At 68.0% G+C, this 20,797-nt stretch carries 19 protein-coding genes; 15 read left to right on the forward strand and 4 right to left on the reverse strand.

The features are described 5' to 3' along the window. Positions 1-8: 8 nt before the first annotated feature. The 15 genes from ftsL (at position 9) to A9976_RS06840 (ending at position 17,547) form a co-directional block, all read left to right on the forward strand. A complete protein-coding gene (gene ftsL, locus A9976_RS06770; protein WP_012203393.1) occupies positions 9-293 on the forward strand; it encodes a cell division protein FtsL in 285 nt (94 codons plus the stop codon). Continuing rightward, on the forward strand, positions 290-2,038 hold the full coding sequence (locus A9976_RS06775) for a penicillin-binding protein 2 (RefSeq protein WP_183018376.1): 1,749 nt from the start codon (positions 290-292) through the stop codon (positions 2,036-2,038). Before ftsL ends, A9976_RS06775 begins: the two co-directional genes overlap by 4 nt. After that, positions 2,035-3,564 carry a UDP-N-acetylmuramoyl-L-alanyl-D-glutamate--2,6-diaminopimelate ligase gene (locus tag A9976_RS06780; RefSeq protein WP_183018377.1) on the forward strand — a complete coding sequence of 510 codons (1,530 nt, stop codon included), beginning with the start codon at positions 2,035-2,037 and terminating at the stop codon, positions 3,562-3,564. The genes A9976_RS06775 and A9976_RS06780 overlap by 4 nt, the downstream gene beginning before the upstream one ends. Continuing rightward, the gene (gene murF, locus A9976_RS06785) at positions 3,561-4,976 is read left to right on the forward strand and encodes a UDP-N-acetylmuramoyl-tripeptide--D-alanyl-D-alanine ligase (protein ID WP_183018378.1); all 1,416 of its coding nucleotides are present in this window, start codon (positions 3,561-3,563) and stop codon (positions 4,974-4,976) included. The genes A9976_RS06780 and murF overlap by 4 nt, the downstream gene beginning before the upstream one ends. Continuing rightward, positions 4,967-6,145 carry a phospho-N-acetylmuramoyl-pentapeptide-transferase gene (gene mraY / locus A9976_RS06790; protein ID WP_012203397.1) on the forward strand — a complete coding sequence of 393 codons (1,179 nt, stop codon included), beginning with the start codon at positions 4,967-4,969 and terminating at the stop codon, positions 6,143-6,145. Before murF ends, mraY begins: the two co-directional genes overlap by 10 nt. 4 nt (positions 6,146-6,149) lie before the next feature. After that, entirely contained in the window at positions 6,150-8,111 is a 1,962-nt protein-coding gene (gene murD, locus A9976_RS06795) for a UDP-N-acetylmuramoyl-L-alanine--D-glutamate ligase (RefSeq protein WP_183018379.1), read from the forward strand. Further along, positions 8,108-9,373 (forward strand): putative lipid II flippase FtsW, encoded by a 1,266-nt coding sequence (gene ftsW, locus A9976_RS06800; RefSeq protein ID WP_012203399.1) that lies wholly within the window; start codon positions 8,108-8,110, stop codon positions 9,371-9,373. Before murD ends, ftsW begins: the two co-directional genes overlap by 4 nt. Next, positions 9,370-10,464, forward strand: coding sequence for an undecaprenyldiphospho-muramoylpentapeptide beta-N-acetylglucosaminyltransferase (murG, locus tag A9976_RS06805; protein ID WP_183018380.1), 1,095 nt, complete (start codon positions 9,370-9,372; stop codon positions 10,462-10,464). Before ftsW ends, murG begins: the two co-directional genes overlap by 4 nt. After that, positions 10,461-11,894 carry a UDP-N-acetylmuramate--L-alanine ligase gene (murC, locus tag A9976_RS06810; RefSeq protein WP_183018381.1) on the forward strand — a complete coding sequence of 478 codons (1,434 nt, stop codon included), beginning with the start codon at positions 10,461-10,463 and terminating at the stop codon, positions 11,892-11,894. The genes murG and murC overlap by 4 nt, the downstream gene beginning before the upstream one ends. Further along, a complete protein-coding gene (locus A9976_RS06815) occupies positions 11,891-12,871 on the forward strand; it encodes a D-alanine--D-alanine ligase (protein WP_183018382.1) in 981 nt (326 codons plus the stop codon). The genes murC and A9976_RS06815 overlap by 4 nt, the downstream gene beginning before the upstream one ends. Next, a complete protein-coding gene (locus tag A9976_RS06820) occupies positions 12,868-13,668 on the forward strand; it encodes a cell division protein FtsQ/DivIB (protein WP_012203403.1) in 801 nt (266 codons plus the stop codon). Before A9976_RS06815 ends, A9976_RS06820 begins: the two co-directional genes overlap by 4 nt. A gap of 84 nt (positions 13,669-13,752) precedes the next feature. Next, on the forward strand, positions 13,753-14,982 hold the full coding sequence (gene ftsA, locus A9976_RS06825; protein ID WP_012203404.1) for a cell division protein FtsA: 1,230 nt from the start codon (positions 13,753-13,755) through the stop codon (positions 14,980-14,982). 119 nt (positions 14,983-15,101) lie between these two features. Beyond that, positions 15,102-16,340: a cell division protein FtsZ gene (gene ftsZ / locus A9976_RS06830; RefSeq protein WP_183018383.1), complete on the forward strand. Its 1,239-nt coding sequence runs from the start codon at positions 15,102-15,104 to the stop codon at positions 16,338-16,340. 93 nt (positions 16,341-16,433) lie between these two features. Further along, positions 16,434-17,357: a UDP-3-O-acyl-N-acetylglucosamine deacetylase gene (gene lpxC, locus A9976_RS06835; RefSeq protein WP_012203406.1), complete on the forward strand. Its 924-nt coding sequence runs from the start codon at positions 16,434-16,436 to the stop codon at positions 17,355-17,357. Between the two features lie 13 nt (positions 17,358-17,370). Beyond that, positions 17,371-17,547 carry a hypothetical protein gene (locus A9976_RS06840; protein ID WP_012203407.1) on the forward strand — a complete coding sequence of 59 codons (177 nt, stop codon included), beginning with the start codon at positions 17,371-17,373 and terminating at the stop codon, positions 17,545-17,547. Positions 17,548-17,717: 170 nt separating this feature from the next. Here A9976_RS06840 and ruvC read toward each other — a convergent pair whose 3' ends face one another. The 4 genes from ruvC to A9976_RS06860 are packed head-to-tail and all read right to left on the reverse strand — an operon-like array spanning position 17,718 to position 20,773. After that, positions 17,718-18,266 (reverse strand): crossover junction endodeoxyribonuclease RuvC, encoded by a 549-nt coding sequence (gene ruvC, locus A9976_RS06845; RefSeq protein ID WP_012203410.1) that lies wholly within the window; start codon positions 18,264-18,266, stop codon positions 17,718-17,720. A gap of 17 nt (positions 18,267-18,283) precedes the next feature. Continuing rightward, positions 18,284-19,000: a monofunctional biosynthetic peptidoglycan transglycosylase gene (gene mtgA / locus A9976_RS06850; protein ID WP_183018384.1), complete on the reverse strand. Its 717-nt coding sequence runs from the start codon at positions 18,998-19,000 to the stop codon at positions 18,284-18,286. A gap of 7 nt (positions 19,001-19,007) precedes the next feature. After that, entirely contained in the window at positions 19,008-19,871 is an 864-nt protein-coding gene (gene aroE, locus A9976_RS06855) for a shikimate dehydrogenase (protein ID WP_183018385.1), read from the reverse strand. 38 nt (positions 19,872-19,909) lie between these two features. Then, complete coding sequence (locus tag A9976_RS06860; protein WP_012203413.1) at positions 19,910-20,773, reverse strand: energy transducer TonB; 864 nt, start codon at positions 20,771-20,773, stop codon at positions 19,910-19,912. Positions 20,774-20,797: the final 24 nt, after the last annotated feature.

Here is a 20,797-nt window from a genome sequence, read left to right on the forward strand (position 1 = left end):
GGCGTGGAATGCTGCGCCTGAACCTCGTGCTGCTGCTGGCGGTGATGGCCAGCGCCATCTTCCTGGTGCACAACCAGTATGAATCGCGCCGCCTGTTCACCGAACTGGACCGCGCCGTGGCCGAATCGCGTCGCCTGGCCACCGAGCAGCAGCGCCTGCAGGTGGAAAAGCGCGCCCAGGCGACGCCGCAGCGCATCGAGGTCATGGCGCGCGAGCGCCTGCAGATGAAGCCGGCCACGCCGGCCATCGCCCAGTACGTCAATGACGATGCGCGCACCGGAGTGGCTCCATGACGCGCAGCGTGCTCTACACCTCCAGTCCCCTGCTGGCGTCCAAGACACCCTTGTGGCGCAGCAAGATGATCGTGGCCATGCTGGGCCTGGGCTTTGTCGGCCTGGGCGCGCGCGCCGCCTATGTGCAGGTGTTCGGCAACGACTTCTTCCAGCGCCAGGGCCAGGTGCGCTTTGCGCGTACGCTGGAGCTGCCGGCCAACCGTGGCCGCCTGCTGGACCGCAATGGCCTGATCCTGGCCTCCAGCGTTCCTGCCGCCAGCATCTGGGCCATCCCCGAAGACGTGGACCACGACGACCCCGAGGTCAAGGCCAAGCTCAAGCAGCTGGCGGTGCTCATGGAGATGCCGTTGCCCGCGCTGATGGAAAAGCTGGCCGACGAGGACAAGACCTTCGTCTGGATCAAGCGCCAGCTCGACTGGGACGTGGGCCAGCAAATCCATGCCCTCAATATCAAGGGCATCTACCAGCGCAAGGAATACAAGCGCCAGTACCCGGAGGGCGAATCGGCCGCCCACATCGTGGGCTTCACCAATGTGGAAGACCACGGCCAGGAAGGCATGGAGCTGTCGTTCGACAAGGAGCTCGGCGGCAAGCCCGGCTCGCGCCGCGTGATCAAGGACCGCCTGGGCCGCGTGGTCGAGGGCGTGGGCGAGGAAGTTCCGCCGCAGGACGGCCGCGACATCCAGCTGTCCGTGGACAGCAAGGTCCAGTACTTCGCCTACCAGAAGCTCAAGGAGCAGGTCATCGCGCACAAGGCCAAGGCAGGCAGCGTGGTGGTCATGGATGCGCACACCGGCGAATTGCTGGCCCTGGCCAACTATCCCAGCTACGTGCCCGACAAGCGCAAGAACCTGACGGGCGAGCAGTTGCGCAACCGAGCCATCACCGACACCTTCGAGCCCGGCTCGACCATGAAGCCCATCACCATCGGCCTGGCGCTGGAGTCGGGCCGGTTCAAGCCGGAGACGCCCATCGACACCACGCCGGGCCGCGTCAACGTCACGGGCTCGACGATCTCCGACACCCACAACTACGGCCTGCTGACCGTGGCCGGCGTGATCCAGAAGTCCAGCAACGTGGGCACGACCAAGATCGCGCTGCAGATGCCGGCCAAGGAAATGTGGGAAACCTTCTCGGCCGTGGGCTTCGGCCAGAAGCCGCAGATCGCTTTCCCTGGTGCTGCCAGCGGGCGCCTGCGTCCCTACAAGACCTGGAGGCCGGTGGAGCAGGCCACCATGGGCTATGGCTACGGCCTGTCCGCCAGCCTGCTGCAGATGACGCGCAGCTATACCGTCTTCGCCAACGGCGGGCGCGTGATTCCGGCGACCATGCTCAAGACCGACGAGCCGCCCGTGGGCGTGCCCGTGTTCTCGCCGCGCACGGCCAATGAAGTGCGCAAGATGCTGGCCCTGGCAGCCGGCCCTGGCGGCACGGGCCAGCGCGCCCAGACCATCGGCTACTCGGTGGGCGGCAAGTCGGGCACGGCCCGCAAGCAGCAGGGCAAGGGCTATGCGGCGGGCAAGTACCGCGCCTGGTTCACGGGCATGGCGCCCATCGAGAATCCGCGCATCATCGTCGCCGTGATGGTGGACGAGCCCAGTGCCGGCACCATCTACGGCGGCACCGTGGCGGCGCCCGTGTTCAGCGAAGTGGTGCAGCAGACGCTGCGCCTGATGGGCGTGCAGCCCGATATGGAAGTCAAGCCCTTGATCGTCGCCAACCCCGTGGAGGAGCCCTCGCTATGAGTTCCTCCCAAGCCCTGCGGGTGCTGTCCACGGCCTCCGAGGCTGTCCAATGGCTGGCCGCCCGCCTGCAAGGCCGCGGCACGCTGCAGACCGACAGCCGCAAGGTCCGGCCGGGCGACGCCTTCATCGCCTGGCCCGGTGCGGCCACCGATGGCCGCACCCATGTGGCCTCGGCGCTGGAGCGTGGTGCGGTGGCCTGCCTGGTCGAAGCGCAGGGTGTGGACGCCTTCGGGTTTTCCGGCGAGCACATCGCGGCGCTTCCCGGCCTCAAGGCCGCCACGGGCCTGATCGCCGACCAGTGGTTCCAGCATCCCAGCGCCCAGATCGACGTGCTGGCCGTGACCGGTACCAACGGCAAGACCACCACCGCCTGGTGGCTGGCGCATGCGCTGGCCCAGGTGAAGCTGCAGGAACGCAGCGGCTGCGCCCTGGTGGGCACGCTGGGCGTGGGCATTCCGCCCGCCATGGAATCCACGGGCATGACCACGCCCGATCCGGTGCGGCTGCAGCGCGCGTTCCGCGAGTACGCCGATGCGGGCCTGGCTGCCTGCGCCATCGAGGCGTCGTCCATCGGCATCGTCGAGCACCGCCTGGACGGCACGCGCATCCGCGTGGCGCTGTTCACCAATTTCACGCAGGATCACCTCGACTATCACGGCAGCATGCAGGCCTACTGGGATGCCAAGGCCGCGCTGTTCGGCTGGCCCGGCCTGCAGGCCGCCGTCGTCAATGTGGACGACGCGCATGGCGCACGCCTGTGGGCCACGCTGCAGTCGCGCAGGCCGCCTGCCGCGCTCGATGTCTGGAGCATTTCCATCGAAGGCGCGGCGCGACTGCAGGCCAAGGACATCGCGCTGGGTGCCGAGGGCCTGAGCTTCACCGTGATCGAGGCCGGCCACAGCCTGCGCATGCACACGCGCATGGTGGGCCAGTACAACGTATCCAACCTGCTGGGCGTGCTGGCCGCGCTGCGCTGCCTGGGCCTGACCCTGGACCAGGCCGTCGCCGCCTGCGCCCATCTGGAGCCCGTGCCCGGCCGCATGCAGCAGATCGTCCAGCCCGGCCAGCCGCTGGTGGCCGTGGACTACGCCCACACGCCCGATGCGCTGGACAAGGCCCTGCGCGCCCTTCGCCCGGCCGCCGAGCAGCGCCGTGGCCGGCTGTGGTGCGTGTTCGGCTGCGGTGGCGACCGCGATGCCACCAAGCGGCCGCTCATGGGGCAGGCCGCCCAGAAGAATGCCGACTGTGTGCTGGTCACCAGCGACAACCCGCGCAGCGAAGTGCCCGAACGCATCATCGACCAGATCCTGGCCGGCATGCAGCCGGGCGAGAACCTGCAGTCCCAGGCCGATCGCGCAGCGGCCATCGCCCAGGCGATTGCGCACGCCAGCGAACGCGACGTGGTGCTGATCGCCGGCAAGGGACATGAGGACTACCAGGAGACGGCGGGCCAGCGCCATCCGTTCTCCGACATGGCCGAGGCGTACAAGGCGCTGGCGGCCCGCGAAGGAAAGAAGCGGTCATGATGACCTTGCAACAAGCGCTGGAGCTGATCCAGTCGCATATTCCCCAGGCACGGCTGGTCGGCAACGGCCAGGCCGTGCTCACGCGCGTGCACACCGACACCCGCACGCTGCAGGCCGGGGATCTGTTCGTCGCCTTGAAGGGCGAGCGTTTCGATGCCAACCAGTTCCTGGCCCAGGCCCGCGAGGCCGGCGCTGCCGCAGCCCTGGCCCATGGCGGCCTGGAGGCCGCGGGCCTGTCCGGCATCGAGGTGCCCGATTCGCTTGCCGCCCTGGGCGCGCTGGCCACGGCCTGGCGCGCGCGCTTTGCGCTGCCGCTGATCGCCGTCACCGGCAGCAACGGCAAGACCACGGTCACGCAGATGGTGGCCTCCATCCTGCGCGCCCATGCGGGCGAGGCGGCCCTGGCCACGCGCGGCAACTTCAACAACTCCATCGGCCTGCCGCTGAGCCTGATGCGCATGACCGCCCGGCACCGCGTGGCCGTGCTGGAGATGGGCATGAACCATCCCGGCGAGATTGCCGAGCTGGCCGCCATCGGCCAGCCCACGGTGGCCCTGGTCAACAACGCGCAGCGCGAGCACCAGGAATTCATGCACACGGTCGAGGCCGTGGCACGCGAGAACGGCAGCGTGCTGCTGTCCCTGCCCGCCGACGGCGTGGCCGTGTTCCCGGCTGGCGACACCTACACGCCGCTGTGGCGCGAGCTGGCCGCTGCGCGCCAGTGCCTGCTGTTCGGCGAGTCTGCCGATGGCGCCCAGGTCCATGCGCGCGATGCGCTGTGGCTGGGCGATGCCTGGCAGTTCACCCTGGTCACGCCCGAGGGCGAGGCCCCGGTGCGCCTGCACATTGCCGGCCGCCACAACGTGTGCAATGCGCTGGCCGCTGCGGCCTGCGCCCAGGCAGCCGGTGTGCCGCTGGCCGACATTGCTCGCGGCCTGAGCGTGTTCGAGCCCGTGCAGGGTCGCTCGCGCGCACTGGTCGTTTCGGTGCAGGGCCGCACGGTCACCGTGATCGACGACAGCTACAACGCCAATCCCGACTCGGTGGCCGCGGCCATCGAGGTGCTGCGCGAACTGCCCGCTCCCCAGCTGCTGGTGCTGGGCGACATGGGCGAGGTCGGCGACCAGGGGCCGCAATTCCATGCCGAGGCGGGCGCGCTGGCGCGCAGCCTGGGCATTGCCCGGCTGTTCACGCTGGGCGCGCAAAGCACATCCGCCGCCACCGCATTCGGTGCAGGTGCGCGGCATTTCGAAGACATGGCCTCGCTGCAGCAGGCAGCCTGTGCCGCGCTGCCCGAGGTGGGCAGCATTCTGGTCAAGGGTTCGAGGTTCATGAAGATGGAGCAGGTGGTTCAGGCGGTCGAGGCGGCCGGCAAGGATGACGGTTGCAAGAAGGAGGCCGCATGCTGCTGATGCTGTCCCAATGGCTGCAGGGCCTGTCCCCCGAGTTCGGCTTTCTGCGCGTCTTCCAGTACCTCACGATGCGCGCCGTGATGGCCGCGCTCACGGCCCTGGTCATCGGACTGCTGGCCGGGCCGCGCCTGATCCGCATGCTGACCTCGCTCAAGATCGGTCAGCCCGTGCGCGGCTACGGCATGGAGACCCATCTGGCCAAGAGCGGCACGCCCACCATGGGCGGCGCGCTGATCCTGCTGTCCATTGCCGTGTCCACGCTGCTGTGGTTCGATCTGTCCAACCGCTTCGTCTGGATCGTGCTGCTGGTCACGCTGGGCTTTGGCACCATCGGCTGGGTGGACGATTGGCGCAAGGTGGTCAACAAGGACCCCGAAGGCATGCGTTCGGGCGAGAAGTATTTCTGGCAGTCCGTCATCGGCCTGCTGGCCGCGCTGTACCTGGTGTTCTGCATTTCCGAGAATTCCAATGCCCAGGTCTTCGAGCTGTTCGTCACCTGGGTGCAGTCCGGCTTTGCGCTGGACCTGCCGCCCAAGGCGGGCCTGCTCGTGCCTTTCTTCAAGGAAGTCAGCTACCCGCTGGGCGTGCTGGGCTTCGTGATCATGACCTACCTGGTCATCGTGGGCGCCAGCAATGCCGTGAACCTGACCGACGGGCTGGACGGCCTGGCGATCATGCCCGTGATCATGGTGGGCTCGGCCCTGGGCATCTTCGCCTACGTCACCGGCAATGCCGGCTACGCCAAGTACCTGCTGTTCCCGCACATCCCGGGTTCGGGCGAACTGCTGGTGTACTGCGCGGCCATGGCCGGTGCGGGCCTGGCCTTCCTCTGGTTCAACGCCCACCCGGCCCAGGTGTTCATGGGCGACGTGGGTGCGCTGGCGCTGGGCGCCTCGCTGGGGACCATTGCCGTCATCGTGCGCCAGGAAATCGTGCTGGCCATCATGGGCGGCATCTTCGTGGTGGAGGCGCTGTCGGTGATGCTGCAGGTCACCTGGTTCAAGTTCACCAAGAAGCGCTATGGCCAGGGCCGCCGCCTGCTCAAGATGGCGCCGCTGCACCACCACTTCGAAAAGAGTGGCTGGAAGGAGACCCAGGTCGTGATCCGCTTCTGGATCATCACCATGCTGCTGTGCCTGCTGGGCCTGTCCACGCTGAAGCTGAGGTGAGTGCATGAACACCGAAGACTTCAAGACCGACCTCCACGCACTGCCGGCCACCGAGCCCGCCGTGCCGGCGTCCCCTGCCGAGCTTGTCGAGCTGGCGGACCCGGCCGGAATGCCGGGCCTCGCTCCCGAGGGGCAGGTGGTTGCGGACCCGGTCCTGGACGATTCACCGGCTCCCGTGCCGGTTGGCGACGGCGAGGCGGAGCCTCCGGCCGCCGAGGTGACGCAGGCGGCGCAGGTGCCGCAGGTGCCTGTGGCCCTGACCGAGCCCGTGCCCGACATCGCCACGCTGACTGCGGCCAAGGATGCTGCCGCCTTCGTGGCCCAGATCTTTGCCGACCCCAGCATCTCCGACTCGTCCGATGCCGAGGTCACTCCCATTGCCGCCGAAGCGGCGGTTGAAACCGAACAGGTGCTGCCGCCCGTGGCTGCCGGCTGGCCCGGCGAGCAGGTCCAGCACCTGCAGGGCCAGCGCGTGCTCGTGCTGGGCCTGGGCGCCTCGGGCCTGGCCATGGCACGCTGGTGCGTGCGCTGCGGCGCCGAGGTCATCGTGGCCGATACGCGCCAGGCACCGCCCCAGCTGCAGCAGCTGTCCACCGAATTGCCCCAGGTGCGCTTCGTGCCCGGCGAGTTCACGGCGCAGCTGGTGGACGGCCAGAGCCTGGGCCTGGTCTACCGCTCGCCCGGCCTGAGCCCGGCCGCCGTGGCGCCCGTGGTCGATACCGCGCGCGCCCAGGGCCTGCCCGTGGGCGGCGAGCTTGATCTCTTCGCCATGGCGCTCAAGGCCCTGGCCGCAGCCCATGGCTACCGTCCCACGGTGCTGGGCATCACCGGGACCAATGGCAAGACCACGGTCACCTCGCTGACCGGCCAGCTGCTGGAGCATGCGGGCCTGCGCGTGGCCGTGGCCGGCAATATAGGTCCCACGCTGCTGGACACGCTGACCCGGGCCATCGATGCCGAAGCGCTGCCCCAGGCCTGGGTGCTGGAGCTGTCCAGCTTCCAGCTCGATGGCGTGCAGATGTTCGAGCCCACGGCCGCCGCCGTGCTCAACATCACCCAAGATCATCTGGACTGGCACGGCAGCCTGCGTGCCTATGCCGATGCCAAGGCCTGCATCTTCGGCAGCAGCGGCATCATGGTGCTCAACCGCGAAGACCCCGAGGTCATGCGCATGCTGCCGGCGCCCGTGGTGCCGCCGGGCAAGCGCCAAAAGCCCCAGCAGCGCGCCCACATCACCTTCGGCGGCGACATGCCGCGCCGCCCCGGCGACTTCGGCCTGGAAGTGGTCAGCGGCATGACCTGGCTGGTGCGCGCCCATGAGGCCGACGAAACCGCCAAGGGCAAGAACGCCGAAGACCTGTACATCCAGCGCCTCATGCCTGCCGACGCACTGCGCATCCGGGGCCGGCACAACGCCATCAACGCCCTGTCCGCCCTGGCCCTGGCCAGCGCGGGCGGCTGCACACTGGCGCCGCTGCTCTATGGACTGCGTGAGTACCGGGGCGAGCCGCACCGCGTCCAGCCCATTGGCCGCGTCAACGGCGTGGAGTACTACGACGACAGCAAGGGCACGAACGTGGGCGCCACCGTGGCCGCGCTGTCCGGCCTGGGGCCCGACCACCGCATCGTGGTCATCCTGGGTGGCGACGGCAAGGGCCAGGATTTCTCTCCGCTGGTCGCGCCCGTGTCGCGCCATGTGCGCACGGCCGTGCTGATCGGCCGCGACGCCGGCCGCATCCGCGCCGCCCTGCAGGACTGCGGCGTGCCCCTGGTCGATGCCACCACCATGGCCGACGCCGTGGAGCTGGCCGCCTCGCGCGCCCAGGAGGGCGATGCCGTGCTGCTGTCGCCCGCCTGCGCCAGTCTGGACATGTTCCGCAACTACGAGGACCGGGCCCACCAGTTCGTCGATGCCGTGCGCGCGCTGGCGCTGGATGCCGGGCATGAACTCGGAGGTGCTGCATGACCGCCGTATCGCAGGTCCTGGGCCGCATGCGCTCCTGGTTCGGAGGCGCGCAGGAGAAGGCCATCGACGTGCTGCCCGTGCGGCTGGGCGGTCCCCAGTACCACCGGCCCACGCAGACGCCGGCCAGTGTGCTCGGCCTGGACCAGGCCCTGATCTGGGTGGTCATCGGCCTGCTGGCCTGGAGCCTGATCATGGTGTATTCGGCATCGATCGCCATGCCGGACAATCCGCGCTTCGGCAAGATCGCGCCCACCCATTTCCTGATGCGCCATGCCATGTCCATCGGCATGGCCTTCGTCGGCGCGCTGCTGGCCTTCCAGGTGTCCATGGCCACCTGGGAGCGCATGGCGCGCAAGCTCTTCCTGGTGTCCCTGGTCCTGCTGGTGGCCGTGCTGATCCCGCATGTGGGCACCGTGGTCAACGGCGCGCGGCGCTGGCTGTCGCTGGGCATCATGAATTTCCAGCCGTCCGAACTGGCCAAGTTCGCCGTGCTCATCTATGCGGCCGACTACATGGTGCGCAAGATGGAGGTCAAGGAGCGCTTCTTCCGCGCCGTGCTGCCCATGGGGCTGGCCGTGGTGCTGGTCGGCGTGCTGCTGCTGGCCGAGCCCGACATGGGCGCCTTCATGGTGATCGTGGTGATCGCCATGGGCATCCTGTTCCTGGGCGGCGTGAATGCGCGCATGTTCTTCCTGATCGCGGCCCTGGTGGTGCTGGCCTTCGTGCTGATCATCGCCACCTCCGAATGGCGGCGCGAGCGCATCTTTGCCTACCTCAATCCCTGGGATGAAAAGCACGCCCTGGGCAAGGGATACCAGCTGTCGCATGCGCTGATCGCCATCGGGCGCGGCGAGATCTTCGGCGTGGGCCTGGGCCGCAGCGTCGAGAAGCTGCACTGGCTGCCCGAGGCGCACACCGACTTCCTGCTGGCCGTGATCGGCGAGGAATTCGGCCTGGTCGGCGTGCTCTTGATCGCCGTCACCTTCCTGTGGCTGACGCGCCGCATCATGCTCATAGGGCGGCAGGCCATTGCGCTGGACCGGGTGTTCTCCGGCCTGGTGGCCGAGGGCATTGCGATCTGGATGGGTTTCCAGGCCTTCATCAACATGGGCGTGAACCTGGGCGCGCTGCCGACCAAGGGGCTGACGCTGCCCCTGATGAGTTTCGGGGGCTCGGCCATTTTGATGAATCTGATAGCGATAGCGGTGGTGTTAAGGGTGGACTACGAGAACAAGTTGCTGATGAAGGGAGGGCATGCATGACACAGCAGCCCACCTCCCAACGCACGCAACGCCAGCGCACGGCCCTGATCATGGCCGGCGGCACGGGCGGGCATATCTTCCCGGGGCTGGCCGTGGCCCAGGCCCTGCGCGAGCGAGGCTGGAACGTGCGCTGGCTGGGCGCGCCCGGCTCCATGGAGTCGCGCATCGTGCCCGCCCAGGGCTTCCCGCTGGAGACCATCGAGTTCTCGGGCGTGCGCGGCAAGGGCATCATGACCCTGGCCTTTTTGCCCATGCGCCTGCTGCGTGCCTTCTGGCAGGCGCTGGCCGTGGTGCGCCGGGTCAAGCCCGACGTGGTCGTGGGCCTGGGCGGCTACATCAGCTTTCCCGGCGGCATGATGGCCGTGCTGGCCGGCAAGCCCCTGGTGCTGCATGAGCAGAACTCCGTGGCCGGCATGGCCAACAAGGTGCTGGCCAGCGTTTCCCACCGGATCTTCACGGCCTTCCCCAACGTGTTCCCAAAGGGCCGCTGGGTCGGCAACCCGCTGCGCCGGGCCTTCACCGAGCAGCCTGCGCCCGAGCAGCGCTTTGCGGGCCGCAGCGGTCCGCTGCGCCTGCTGGTGGTGGGCGGCAGCCTGGGCGCCAAGGCGCTCAACGAGATCGTGCCCCAGGCGCTGGCCCTGATTCCTGCCGATGTGCGGCCCGTCGTGCTGCACCAAAGCGGCGCCGCGCAGATCGATGCCCTGCGCGCCAACTATGCCGCCGCAGGCGTGCAGGCCGAGCTGACGCCCTTCATCGACGACACGGCGCGCGCCTTTGCCGAGGCCGATGTCATCGTCTGCCGCGCTGGCGCCAGCACGGTCACCGAGATCGCGGCCGTGGGCGCCGCAGCCATCTATGTGCCCTTCCCGTCCGCCGTGGACGACCACCAGACCACGAACGCGCGTTTCCTGGTCGATGCCGGTGGTGGATGGTTGATGCAACAAAGCGCACTGACTGCCCAAAGCCTGGCCGAAATGCTACAAAATATGCAGCGTGCGACGCTGCTGGAGCGCGCTGGAAAAGCCAAGAAAATGCAAAAGACCGATGCCACCGCCGAGGTGGTCGCCGCCTGTGAGGAACTGGCCGCATGAAGCACGCCATTCATCACATCCATTTCGTCGGCATCGGCGGCGCCGGAATGAGCGGCATCGCCGAGGTGCTGCACAACCTGGGTTACGCCATCTCGGGCTCGGACCTGTCCGACAGCGCCACGCTGCGCCGGCTCGCCGGCCTGGGCATCGCCACCCACGTCGGCCATGCGGCCGCGCACATCGAGGGGGCTGACGCCGTCGTCACCTCCACCGCCGTGCAATCCGACAATCCCGAGGTGCTGGCCGCGCGCGAGCGCAAGATTCCCGTCGTGCCGCGTGCGCTGATGCTGGCCGAGCTCATGCGCTTCAAGCAGGGCATCGCCATCGCGGGTGCCCATGGCAAGACCACGACCACCAGCCTGGTGACCAGCGTGCTGGCCGAGGCCGGGCTGGACCCGACCTTCGTCATAGGCGGCAAGCTCAACAGCGCGGGTGCCAACGCCAAGCTGGGCCAGGGCGACTACATCGTGGTCGAGGCCGACGAGTCCGATGCCTCCTTCCTGAACCTGCTGCCCGTGATGGCCGTCGTCACCAACATCGACGCCGACCACATGGAAACCTACGGCCATGACTTCGGCCGGCTCAAGGGCGCCTTCGTCGATTTCCTGCACCGCATGCCGTTCTACGGCCGTGCCATCCTTTGCGTGGACAGCCCGGCCGTGCGCGAGATCCTGCCCCAGGTGGCCCGCCCCGTGACCACCTACGGCTTTGCCGAGGACGCCCAGGTGCGCGCCCTCAACGTGCGCGCCGAGGCGGGTAGCATGCATTTCACGGTGCGCCGCAGCAACGGCCAGAGCTATCCCGACCTGGACGTGGTGCTGAGCCTGCCGGGCGAGCACAACGTGCTCAACGCGCTGTCGGCCGTGGCCGTGGCCATGGAGCTGGAGATCTCCGACGACGCGCTGCTGCGTGCCTTCGAGAGCTTCAAGGGCGTGGGCCGGCGCTTCCAGCGCTACGGCGAACTGGCGGCTGCCGACGGCGGCAGCTTCACCGTCATCGACGACTATGGCCACCACCCCGTCGAGATGGCGGCCACGCTTGCCGCCGCGCGCGGCGCCTTCCCGGGCCGTCGCCTGGTGCTGGCCTTTCAGCCGCACCGCTACAGCCGCACGCGCGACTGCTTCGAGGATTTCGTCAAGGTCATCGGCCTGGCCGACGCCGTGCTGCTGACCGAGGTCTATGCGGCCGGCGAGGCGCCCGTGGTGGCGGCCGACGGCCGCTCGCTGACACGCGCCCTGCGCGTGGCCGGCCGTGTCGAGCCGGTGTTTGTGGAAAACGTTGCCGAGCTGCCGGCGGCCATTGCCGTCCATGCACGCGATGGCGACGTGTTGTTGTGCATGGGGGCAGGCTCGATTGGCGCCGTGCCCGGAAAGTTGGTTGAAATGCTTCAGAAACAAGAGCTGCAGGCGCAGCAGGGAGCTGTGCAATGAGCAGCTTCGGCACCCAGATCGATGTCAAGGCCCTGGGCAAGGTGGCCGTGCTGTTGGGCGGCCGCTCGGCCGAGCGCGAAGTCTCGCTGATGTCGGGCACAGGCGTGCTCAAGGCCCTGCTGTCGCAGGGCGTGGACGCCCATGCCTTCGACCCCGCCGAGCGTGACCTGGGCGAGTTGAAGAAGGAAGGGTTCGACCGCTGCTTCATCGCGCTGCATGGCCGCTACGGCGAAGACGGCACGGTGCAGGGCGCGCTGGAGCTGCTGGGCATCCCGTACACGGGCCCCGGCGTGATGGCCTCGAGCATTGCCATGGACAAGATCATGACCAAGCGCATCTGGCGCTTCGAGGGCCTGCCCACGCCGGACTGGCGCCTGGTCGCCAGCGCAGGCGAGACGCGCGCCGCGCTGCAGGCGCTGGGCGCGCCCATGATCGTCAAGCCCTCGCGCGAGGGCTCGACCATCGGCCTGACCAAGGTCTGGACGGCCGAGGAATGCGAGCAGGCCTACGTGCTGGCCTCCCGCTACGACCCCGAAGTGCTCTGCGAGGAGTTCATCGAGGGCGACGAGACCACCTGCCCCGTGCTCGGCACGGGCGAGGGCGCCCATGCGCTGCCCGTGATCCGCATCGTCGCCCCCGAAGGCAACTACGACTACCAGAACAAGTACTTTACCGACGACACCCAGTACCACTGCCCCAGCGGACTGCCCGCCGAGGAAGAGGCCGAGATCCGGCGCATCGTCGTGCGCGCCTTCCGCACGCTGGGCTGCCGCGGCTGGTCGCGCGCCGACATCATGATCCGCGCCAGCGATCGCAAGCCCTTCCTGCTGGAGATCAACACCTCGCCGGGCATGACCGGCCACTCTCTGGTGCCCATGTCGGCCCGCGCCATCGGAGTGAGCTACGAAAACCTCTGCCTGGGCATCCTGGCCAGCGCCGCGCTGGACGCCGCGCAACCGGAGCAGGAGCACGCATGAGCTACTCCCTGCCGGCCCCCTTCGACGTCAAGCTCATGAACGTGACCGCCACGGTCCTGTTCGTGGGCGTGGCTGCGCTGGGGCTGGCAGCGGTGAGCTGGTGGGCGCTGCGCCACCCGGCCTTCAACATCGGCCGCATCGTGGTCGAGGGCGAGCTGGTGCACAACAACACGGTGACCTTGCGCGCGAATGTGGCGCCCGTGCTCACGGGCAACTTCTTCACCGTGGACCTCAAGGGCGCCAAGGCGGCATTCGAGCAGGTCCCCTGGGTGCGCGAGGCACAGGTGCGACGCGACTACCCCAACAGCCTGCGCGTCATCCTGCACGAGCATGTGGCCGAGGCCTTCTGGGGGCCTGATTCGGGTACCGGCCTGGTCAACAGCTTTGGCGAGGTCTTCGAGGCCAACCTGGGCGAGCTCGATCGCGACGGCCTGCCGCGCCTGCAGGGCCCCGAGGACAGCGCCCCGCAGATGCTGCAGATGTACCGGCTGCTGGTGCCGGCACTGGGGCCGCTGGATGTGGAGATCGACGGGCTCACGCTCAATGCACGCGGAAGCTGGCAGCTCAGGCTGGCCAATGATGCACAGATCGAACTGGGTGGCGGCAGCGTGGAGGCCGTGCTGCAGCGCGTGCAGCGCTTCGTGCGCACGCTGCCCCAGATCACGACCCAATACAAGCGCAAGGCCGACGCCATCGAGTCGGCCGACCTGCGCTACGAAGACGGATATGCGCTGAGGCTGCGCGGTGTGACCACCGGCACGGCCAAGGCGCCGGCTGCAGTGCGTCCCCGACGCTGAAGACGAGGGAGGAAAGACCTATGTACACGCACACCATGCAGCGACACAGCGACAGGACAGAACCAACCGGGGGCGGATGCTGATATGGCAAGAGAATACAAAGATGTGATCGTCGGACTGGACATCGGCACGGCCAAGGTCATGGTCGTGGTCGCCGAGGTCCTGTACAACGGCGAACTCAAGCTCGCCGGCCTCGGCGTGGCCCCGAGCAACGGACTCAAGCGGGGCGTGGTGGTGAACATCGACGCCACGGTGCAGAGCATCCAGCAGGCGCTGAAGGAGGCCGAGCTGATGGCCGACTGCAAGATCCAGCGCGTGTGCACCGGCATTACCGGCAGCCACATCCGCGGCCTGAACTCCAGCGGCATGGTGGCCATCAAGGACAAGGAAGTCACGGCCACCGACGTGGCGCGGGTGATGGAGACGGCCAAGGCCATCAACATCTCCTCGGACCAGCGGCTGCTGCTGGTCGAGCCGCAGGAATTCGTGATCGACGGCCAGGAAGTGCGCGAGCCCATCGGCATGAGCGGCATCCGCCTGGAAGCCAAGATCCACATCGTCACGGGCGCGCAGAGCGCGGCCGAGAACATCATCAAGTGCGTGCGCCGCTGCGGCCTGGAGGTCGAGCAGCTGCTGCTCAACCCGCTGGCATCGAGCCAGGCCGTGCTCACCGACGACGAGCGCGAGCTGGGCGTGGCCGTGGTCGACATCGGCGCGGGCGCCACCGACGTGGCCATCTTCACGGGCGGCGCCATCCGGCACACGGCCGTCATCCCGATCGCGGGCGACCTGATCACCAGCGACATCGCCATGGCGCTGCGCACGCCGACCAAGGACGCCGAGGACATCAAGGTCGAAAGCGGCTATGCCAAGCAGCTGCTGGCCGACCCCGATGCCCAGGTCGAAGTGCCGGGCCTGGGCGACCGCAGCCCGCGCATGATCAGCAAGCAGGCGCTGGCCGGCGTGATCGAGCCGCGCGTGGAAGAGATCTTTTCTTTGGTGCAGCAGGTGGTGCGCGATTCCGGCTACGAGGAAGTTCTGTCCTCGGGCATCGTGCTGACCGGCGGCAGCGCCGTCATGCCGGGCATGGTGGAACTGGGCGAGGACATCTTCCTCAAGCCCGTGCGCCGCGGCATCCCCAAGTATTCGAGCGCTCTGGCAGACATGGTGGCCCAACCCCGCGCCGCCACCGTGATGGGATTGCTCGAAGAGGCCCGCCTGGCTCGCCTGCGCGGTTTCAAGGTGGCACAAAAGAGTGGGTCGATGAAGACCGCTTTTGGCCGTTTCAAAGACTTCATCGTGGGGAACTTTTGATATGTGCTTTCATCGACTGCGCATTACCGGCCCGCCCACCGGCTTCCGAATACCGGACAGAAGACAGAATTTTCCCCAGACGGTGGTGACCACTTACAGAGAGCTACAGGAGAACCAACATGCCCATCGACATGATTGAAGTTGAAGAATTCAACCAGGGTACGCAGATCAAGGTGATCGGCGTTGGCGGCGGCGGCGGCAATGCCGTGGAGCACATGATTGCGCGCAACGTGCAGGGCGTGGAATTCGTCTGCGCCAACACCGACGCGCAGGCGCTGCTGCGCAGCAGCGCCCACCGCACCATCCAGCTCGGTGGCAGCGGCCTGGGCGCAGGCAGCAAGCCCGACAAGGGCCGCGAAGCCGCCGAGCTGGCCGAGGACGACATCCGCACCGCCATCGAAGGCGCGCACATGCTGTTCATCACGGCCGGCATGGGCGGCGGCACGGGCACGGGCGCTGCGCCCGTGATCGCGCGCGTGGCCAAGGAAATGGGCATCCTCACCGTGGGCGTGGTCACCAAGCCCTTCGAGTGGGAAGGTGGCCGACGCATGGCCAACGCCGACAGCGGCCTCAACGAGCTCGAAGCCAATGTCGATTCGCTGATCGTCGTGCTCAACGAGAAGCTGCTGGACGTGCTGGGTGACGACATCTCTCAGGACGAGGCCTTTGCCCATGCCAACGACGTTCTCAAGAACGCCGTGGGCGGCATTGCCGAAATCATCAACGAGTACGGCCATGTGAACGTCGACTTCGAAGACGTGCGCACCGTCATGGGCGAGCCCGGCAAGGCCATGATGGGCACGGCCAAGGCCGCCGGCCCCGACCGCGCGCGCATCGCCGCCGAGCAGGCCGTGGCCTGCCCGCTGCTGGAAGGCATCGACCTGTCGGGCGCCAAGGGCGTGCTGGTGCTGGTCACGGCTGCCAAGGGCAGCCTGAAGCTGTCCGAGTCGCGCCTGGCCATGAGCACCATCAATGCCTATGCCTCGCCCGATGCGCATGTGATCTACGGCGCCGCCTACGACGACACCCTGGGCGACGAGATCCGCGTCACCGTGGTCGCCACCGGCCTGTCGCGCCCCAGCGCACGCCGCCAGAACATGCAGGTGGTGCAGGGCGGTCTGCGCACCGGTACCGACAACATGAGCTACCAGCTGCCCTCGGCCTCCATGGGTGCCGCCACGGCAGCCGGCGGCCTGGTCGGCGGTGCCGCTGGCGGTGCCGACTATGCCAACAACATGTCGGTGCCCAGCGTCTGGCGTACCAACCGCACGCAGGCCGCTGCCCGCGTCGATGCCCTGGCCTCCGGCGGCATGGACGATCTGGAAATCCCGGCCTTCCTGCGCAAGCAGGCCGACTGAGCAGCGGCCGATACGGTCGCTGCATGGCTGTGATAGCGAATGCCGTGCCAGGGCCATGCCCTGCGCACGGCTGACGCACTTTAAAATAGCCGGATGCTCCAACAACGCACCATCAAGACGATCACCCGTGCCGTTGGCGTGGGCTTGCACAGCGGCCAGCGCGTCGAGTTGACGCTGCGACCCGCGCAGCCCGACACCGGCATCGTGTTCCGTCGCGTGGACCTGCCGGAGCCTGTGGACATCCCGATCTCGGCCGAAGCCGTCACCGACACGCGCATGGCGTCGACCATCGGCACCGGCGGCGCCAAGGTGCATACCGTGGAGCACCTGATGTCGGCGATTGCCGGCCTCGGGCTCGACAACATCTATATAGACATCACCGCCGAGGAAGTGCCCATCCTCGACGGCTCCTCCGCCTCTTTCGTGTTCCTGCTGCAAAGCGCGGGCATCGAGCTGCAGAAGGCTCCCAAGCGCTTCATCCGCGTCATCCGCCCCGTCGAGGTGCGCGAGGGCGAGGGCCAGAACCTCAAGTGGGCGCGCTTCGACCCCTACCACGGCTTCAAGCTGCGCTTCGAGATCGACTTCGCCCATCCGGCCGTGGACTCCACGGGCCAATGCGTGGAGTTCGACATGGGCGAGGACAACTACACGCGCGACATCGCACGCGCGCGCACCTTCGGCTTCACCAAGGACGTGGAAATGCTGCGCAGCCATGGCCTGGCGCTGGGCGGCGGCATGGACAACGCCATCGTCATGGACGACTACAAGGTGCTCAACAGCGACGGCCTGCGCTACGACGACGAGTTCGCCAAGCACAAGATACTCGACGCCATCGGCGACCTGTACCTGATCGGCAGGCCGCTGCTGGCCGCCTACAGCGCCTTCCGCTCGGGCCACGGCATGAACAACCAGTTGCTGCGTGCCCTGCTGGCCCAGCCCGACGCCTGGGAACTGGTCAGCTTCGACAGCGAGCGCCAGGCGCCCAAGGGCTTCGCCCAGCCCGCGCGGGCCTGGTGAGGCGAGCGCCGCCATGCTGATCTTCCGCTGGCTGGCCACCCTGCTGCTGCTGGCCTCGGCCGTCTCCTTCGCGTTCTACCTGGGCACGGGCCGGCCGCACTACAAGCGCTGGGGCTTCATCATCCTCAAGTGGACCGTGATTGCCGGCGTGACCTTCTTCGCCGTGCTGTTCTTCGGCCGCATTGTCTGAGGGCGGCCCTGACTCGCATCCCATTCAACGCAGTTAAGGTAGCGAGATCGAGACCATGGCGTCTGCGGGGGGCGCTCAGGCGAGAGACAGGAGAGACAGCAAGCAAGGGCCGCCCCGCAACTAGGCTGTCGTCCCCCTCAGGGGGAAGGCGCGCAGCGCCTCAGGGGGAGTCAATACACCCTGCCGCCCTTGTAGACCGCATGCTGGCGGCGCTGCAGCTGCGTGACCTCGGCCATCTTCGACATGGCGGCGCCCGCATGGGCGTGGGTGATGGCCAGGCCCAGGGCGTCGGCCGCGTCGGTGCCGGGCAGGCCGGGCAGTTGCAGCAGCCGGCGCACCATTTCCTGGATCTGGCTCTTGGCCGCGCGGCCGTGGCCGGTCATGGCCTTTTTCATCTGCAGTGCCGTGTATTCGGCGACCGGCAGGCCCGCGTTGACCAGGGCCGTGAGCGCGGCGCCGCGCGCCTGGCCCAGCAGCAGCGTGGACTGCGGGTTGACGTTGACGAAGACGATTTCCACGGCCGAGGTGTCGGGCTGGTAGCGGCTGGCGACTTCCGAGATGCCGTCGAACAGCAGCTTGAGCCGGCCCGGCAGGTCGCCGAGCGCGATGCCGGTGGTGCGGATGGTGCCGCTGGCCACATAGGCCAGGCGGTGGCCGTCGACGTCGATCACGCCGAATCCCGTGGTCTGCAGCCCGGGGTCGATTCCAAGAATGCGCATGGCGTGACTGTAGCCGTTCAGGGGACGACGGCGCTGGGCATTCTTTGCATGACCGTGCGCGTGCGCTGCAGCAGATAGCCGGAGTTGGGCAGCTTCTCGAAGCGCTTGGGCTGGGGCAGCATCACGGCCAGGCGTGCGGCCTCGGCCGCGCTGAGCTGGGAGGCGCTCTTGCGAAAGTAGTGGCGGGCTGCAGCCTCCGCGCCAAACACGCCCTGGCCCCATTCCACGCTGTTGAGGTAGATCTCCAGGATGCGCTGCTTGCTCAGCATCAGTTCCAGCAGCTGGGTCAGCACCAGTTCCTGGCCCTTGCGCAGCAGGCTGCGTTCGCCCGACAGCAGCAGGTTCTTGGCCAGCTGCTGGGTGATGGTGGAGCCGCCGTAGATCTTGGGCGCCTTGCCGTTGTCTGCCTTCTGGGCACGGGCTTCGGCGCGCTGGTTGCGCTGCCAGGCCTTCTCGATGGCCTCCCATTGCACCCCGTGGTGTTCGGTGAAGCTGTCATCTTCGGAGGCGATGACGGCGCGCTTGAGCGTGGGCGCGATGCGGTCGTAGGGCAGCCATTGCTGGCTCCAGTGCAGGCCTTCGGAGCTGCGCAGCAGCTGCCAGGCCTCGGAGCGCTGAAAGGCCGTGGATTCAGGATCGACCACCACCATCAGCGCAATGCGCAGCACAAAGAACAGCTGCAGCAGCAGGCCGGCGCACAGCACCAGCAGCAGGGCGCGTGCCAGGGATTTCATAAAGCGCTCAGCCGCCTTGAGCAATATGGGCGCGCAGCTCGTTCAGCACCTGGGCCGAGGGCGGGCGCACGCCGCGCCACAGCGCGAACGATTCGGCGGCCTGCTCCACCAGCATGCCCAGCCCGTCGCGGGCCTGGGCGCCATGCTGCTCGGCCCATTGCAGGAAGCCCTGGGCTGCGGCGCCGTACATCATGTCGTAGGCCAGGCTGCCAGGCCGCAGCACGCGGGCCGGCACGGGCACCTCGGCACCGGCCAGGCTGCTGGCGGTGGCGTTGATGACCACGTCGAAATCCTCATCCACGGCCTGCTGCTCCAGCGCCACCAGTTCCACGCCATGGTGCGCGGCGATGGCGGCATGGCGCTGCACCAGGGCCTGGGCGCGCTCGAAGGTGCGGTTGACCACGGCGATGCGGCGCGGGCGCTCGGCAAGCAGCGAGCCCAGTGCGCCGGCTGCGGCACCGCCCGCGCCCAGCAGCAGCAGGTCGCGCCCGGCCAGCGGCACGCCCGCATTGCGCACGATGTCGGCCACCAGGCCCAGGCCGTCGGTGTTGTCGGCATGGATGCCGTCCGCCGCCAGCACCAGGGTGTTGGCGGCGCCGGCCAGTTGCACGCGCTCGCTGGAGGTGGTGGCCAGCTGTGCGGCTTCCAGCTTGAAGGGTACGGTGACATTGCAGCCGCGCCCGCCTGCCGCTATGAAGCCGCGCACGGCCTGGGCAAAGCCGTCCAGCTCCACATGCTGGCGCTCGTAGTGCAGGTCCTGCCCGCACAGTTCGGCAAAGCGGGCATGGATCCAGGGCGAACGGCTGTGCGCGACGGGGTTGCCCATGACGCAGTAGCGGTCGGAGGAGGAGGTGGCGGCGGCGGAAGTCATGTCGGAAAAGGAGAGTGCGCGAAGACAAGAGGAGGGCGCTACTGCACGGTCGTCTGCAGCGTCTGCTCGCGGGTGAACTTGAAGCGCGAGACCACGGCGATCTGGTCGGCCTTGGCACGCATGGCGGGGCCGAAGTGGCCGAAGGGGCCGGCCGCACGCGCGATGGCCTCGGCCCGGGTGTCCAGCAGGCGGTTGCCCGAGCCCTGCACGATCTCGGTGGACAGCACCCGCCCGTCGTGGTTGACGGTGAGGATCATGACCAGCTCGCCGTAGAGCTTCTTGCCGGCCTGCTCGGGGAAGTTCTCCGTGCCCTTGTCCTCGACCTTGCGGCGCAGGCCGTCGTAGTAGATGGCGTAGACGGCCTCGCGCGTGGACGGGCTGATATAGCGCTTCTTGGGGCGGGCGTTTTCCTCGTTGATGCGCTTTTCGATCTCGGCCAGCAGCTTGACCAGCTGCTGGCGCTTTTCCTGCTGGGCCTGCTGCTCCTTGGTCTGCTTGGCCGCCTCGCGCGGGTCCAGCGGCGGCAGGGCCGCGACCTGCTTGCGCAACTGCGTCAGCAAGACGGTCTGCTGCTCCTGCATGGAGTCGATCTGGCGCTGGCGTTCCTCGAAGTCGTCGCCCACGGCCGTGAGTGCCGAGTAGGGCATGGGGCTGGAGGCCCGGCCCTTGTCGGCCTCGCCGCCACCGGCCAGCGAGGTCTGTGCGATGGCCTGCGCCTTGTCGGGCTGCTCGTTGGCGCGGGCATTGACCAGGATGACTTCCAGCGGCGTGTCCTGGAACACGCGGTCGAAGCGCTCCGGGTCGATGAACCGGAACGAGAACAACCCGGCATGCAGGGCGATGGAAACGCCCAGTGCCAACTGCAGCGTGCTCAGGGAACGGAGGGCGGTAGGCAGTTTCACGTCAGATCTAAGGCAGTTGCTCGG

It is taken from the genome of Delftia sp. UME58 (assembly GCF_014170385.1).
Lineage (GTDB): Bacteria > Pseudomonadota > Gammaproteobacteria > Burkholderiales > Burkholderiaceae_C > Comamonas > Comamonas acidovorans.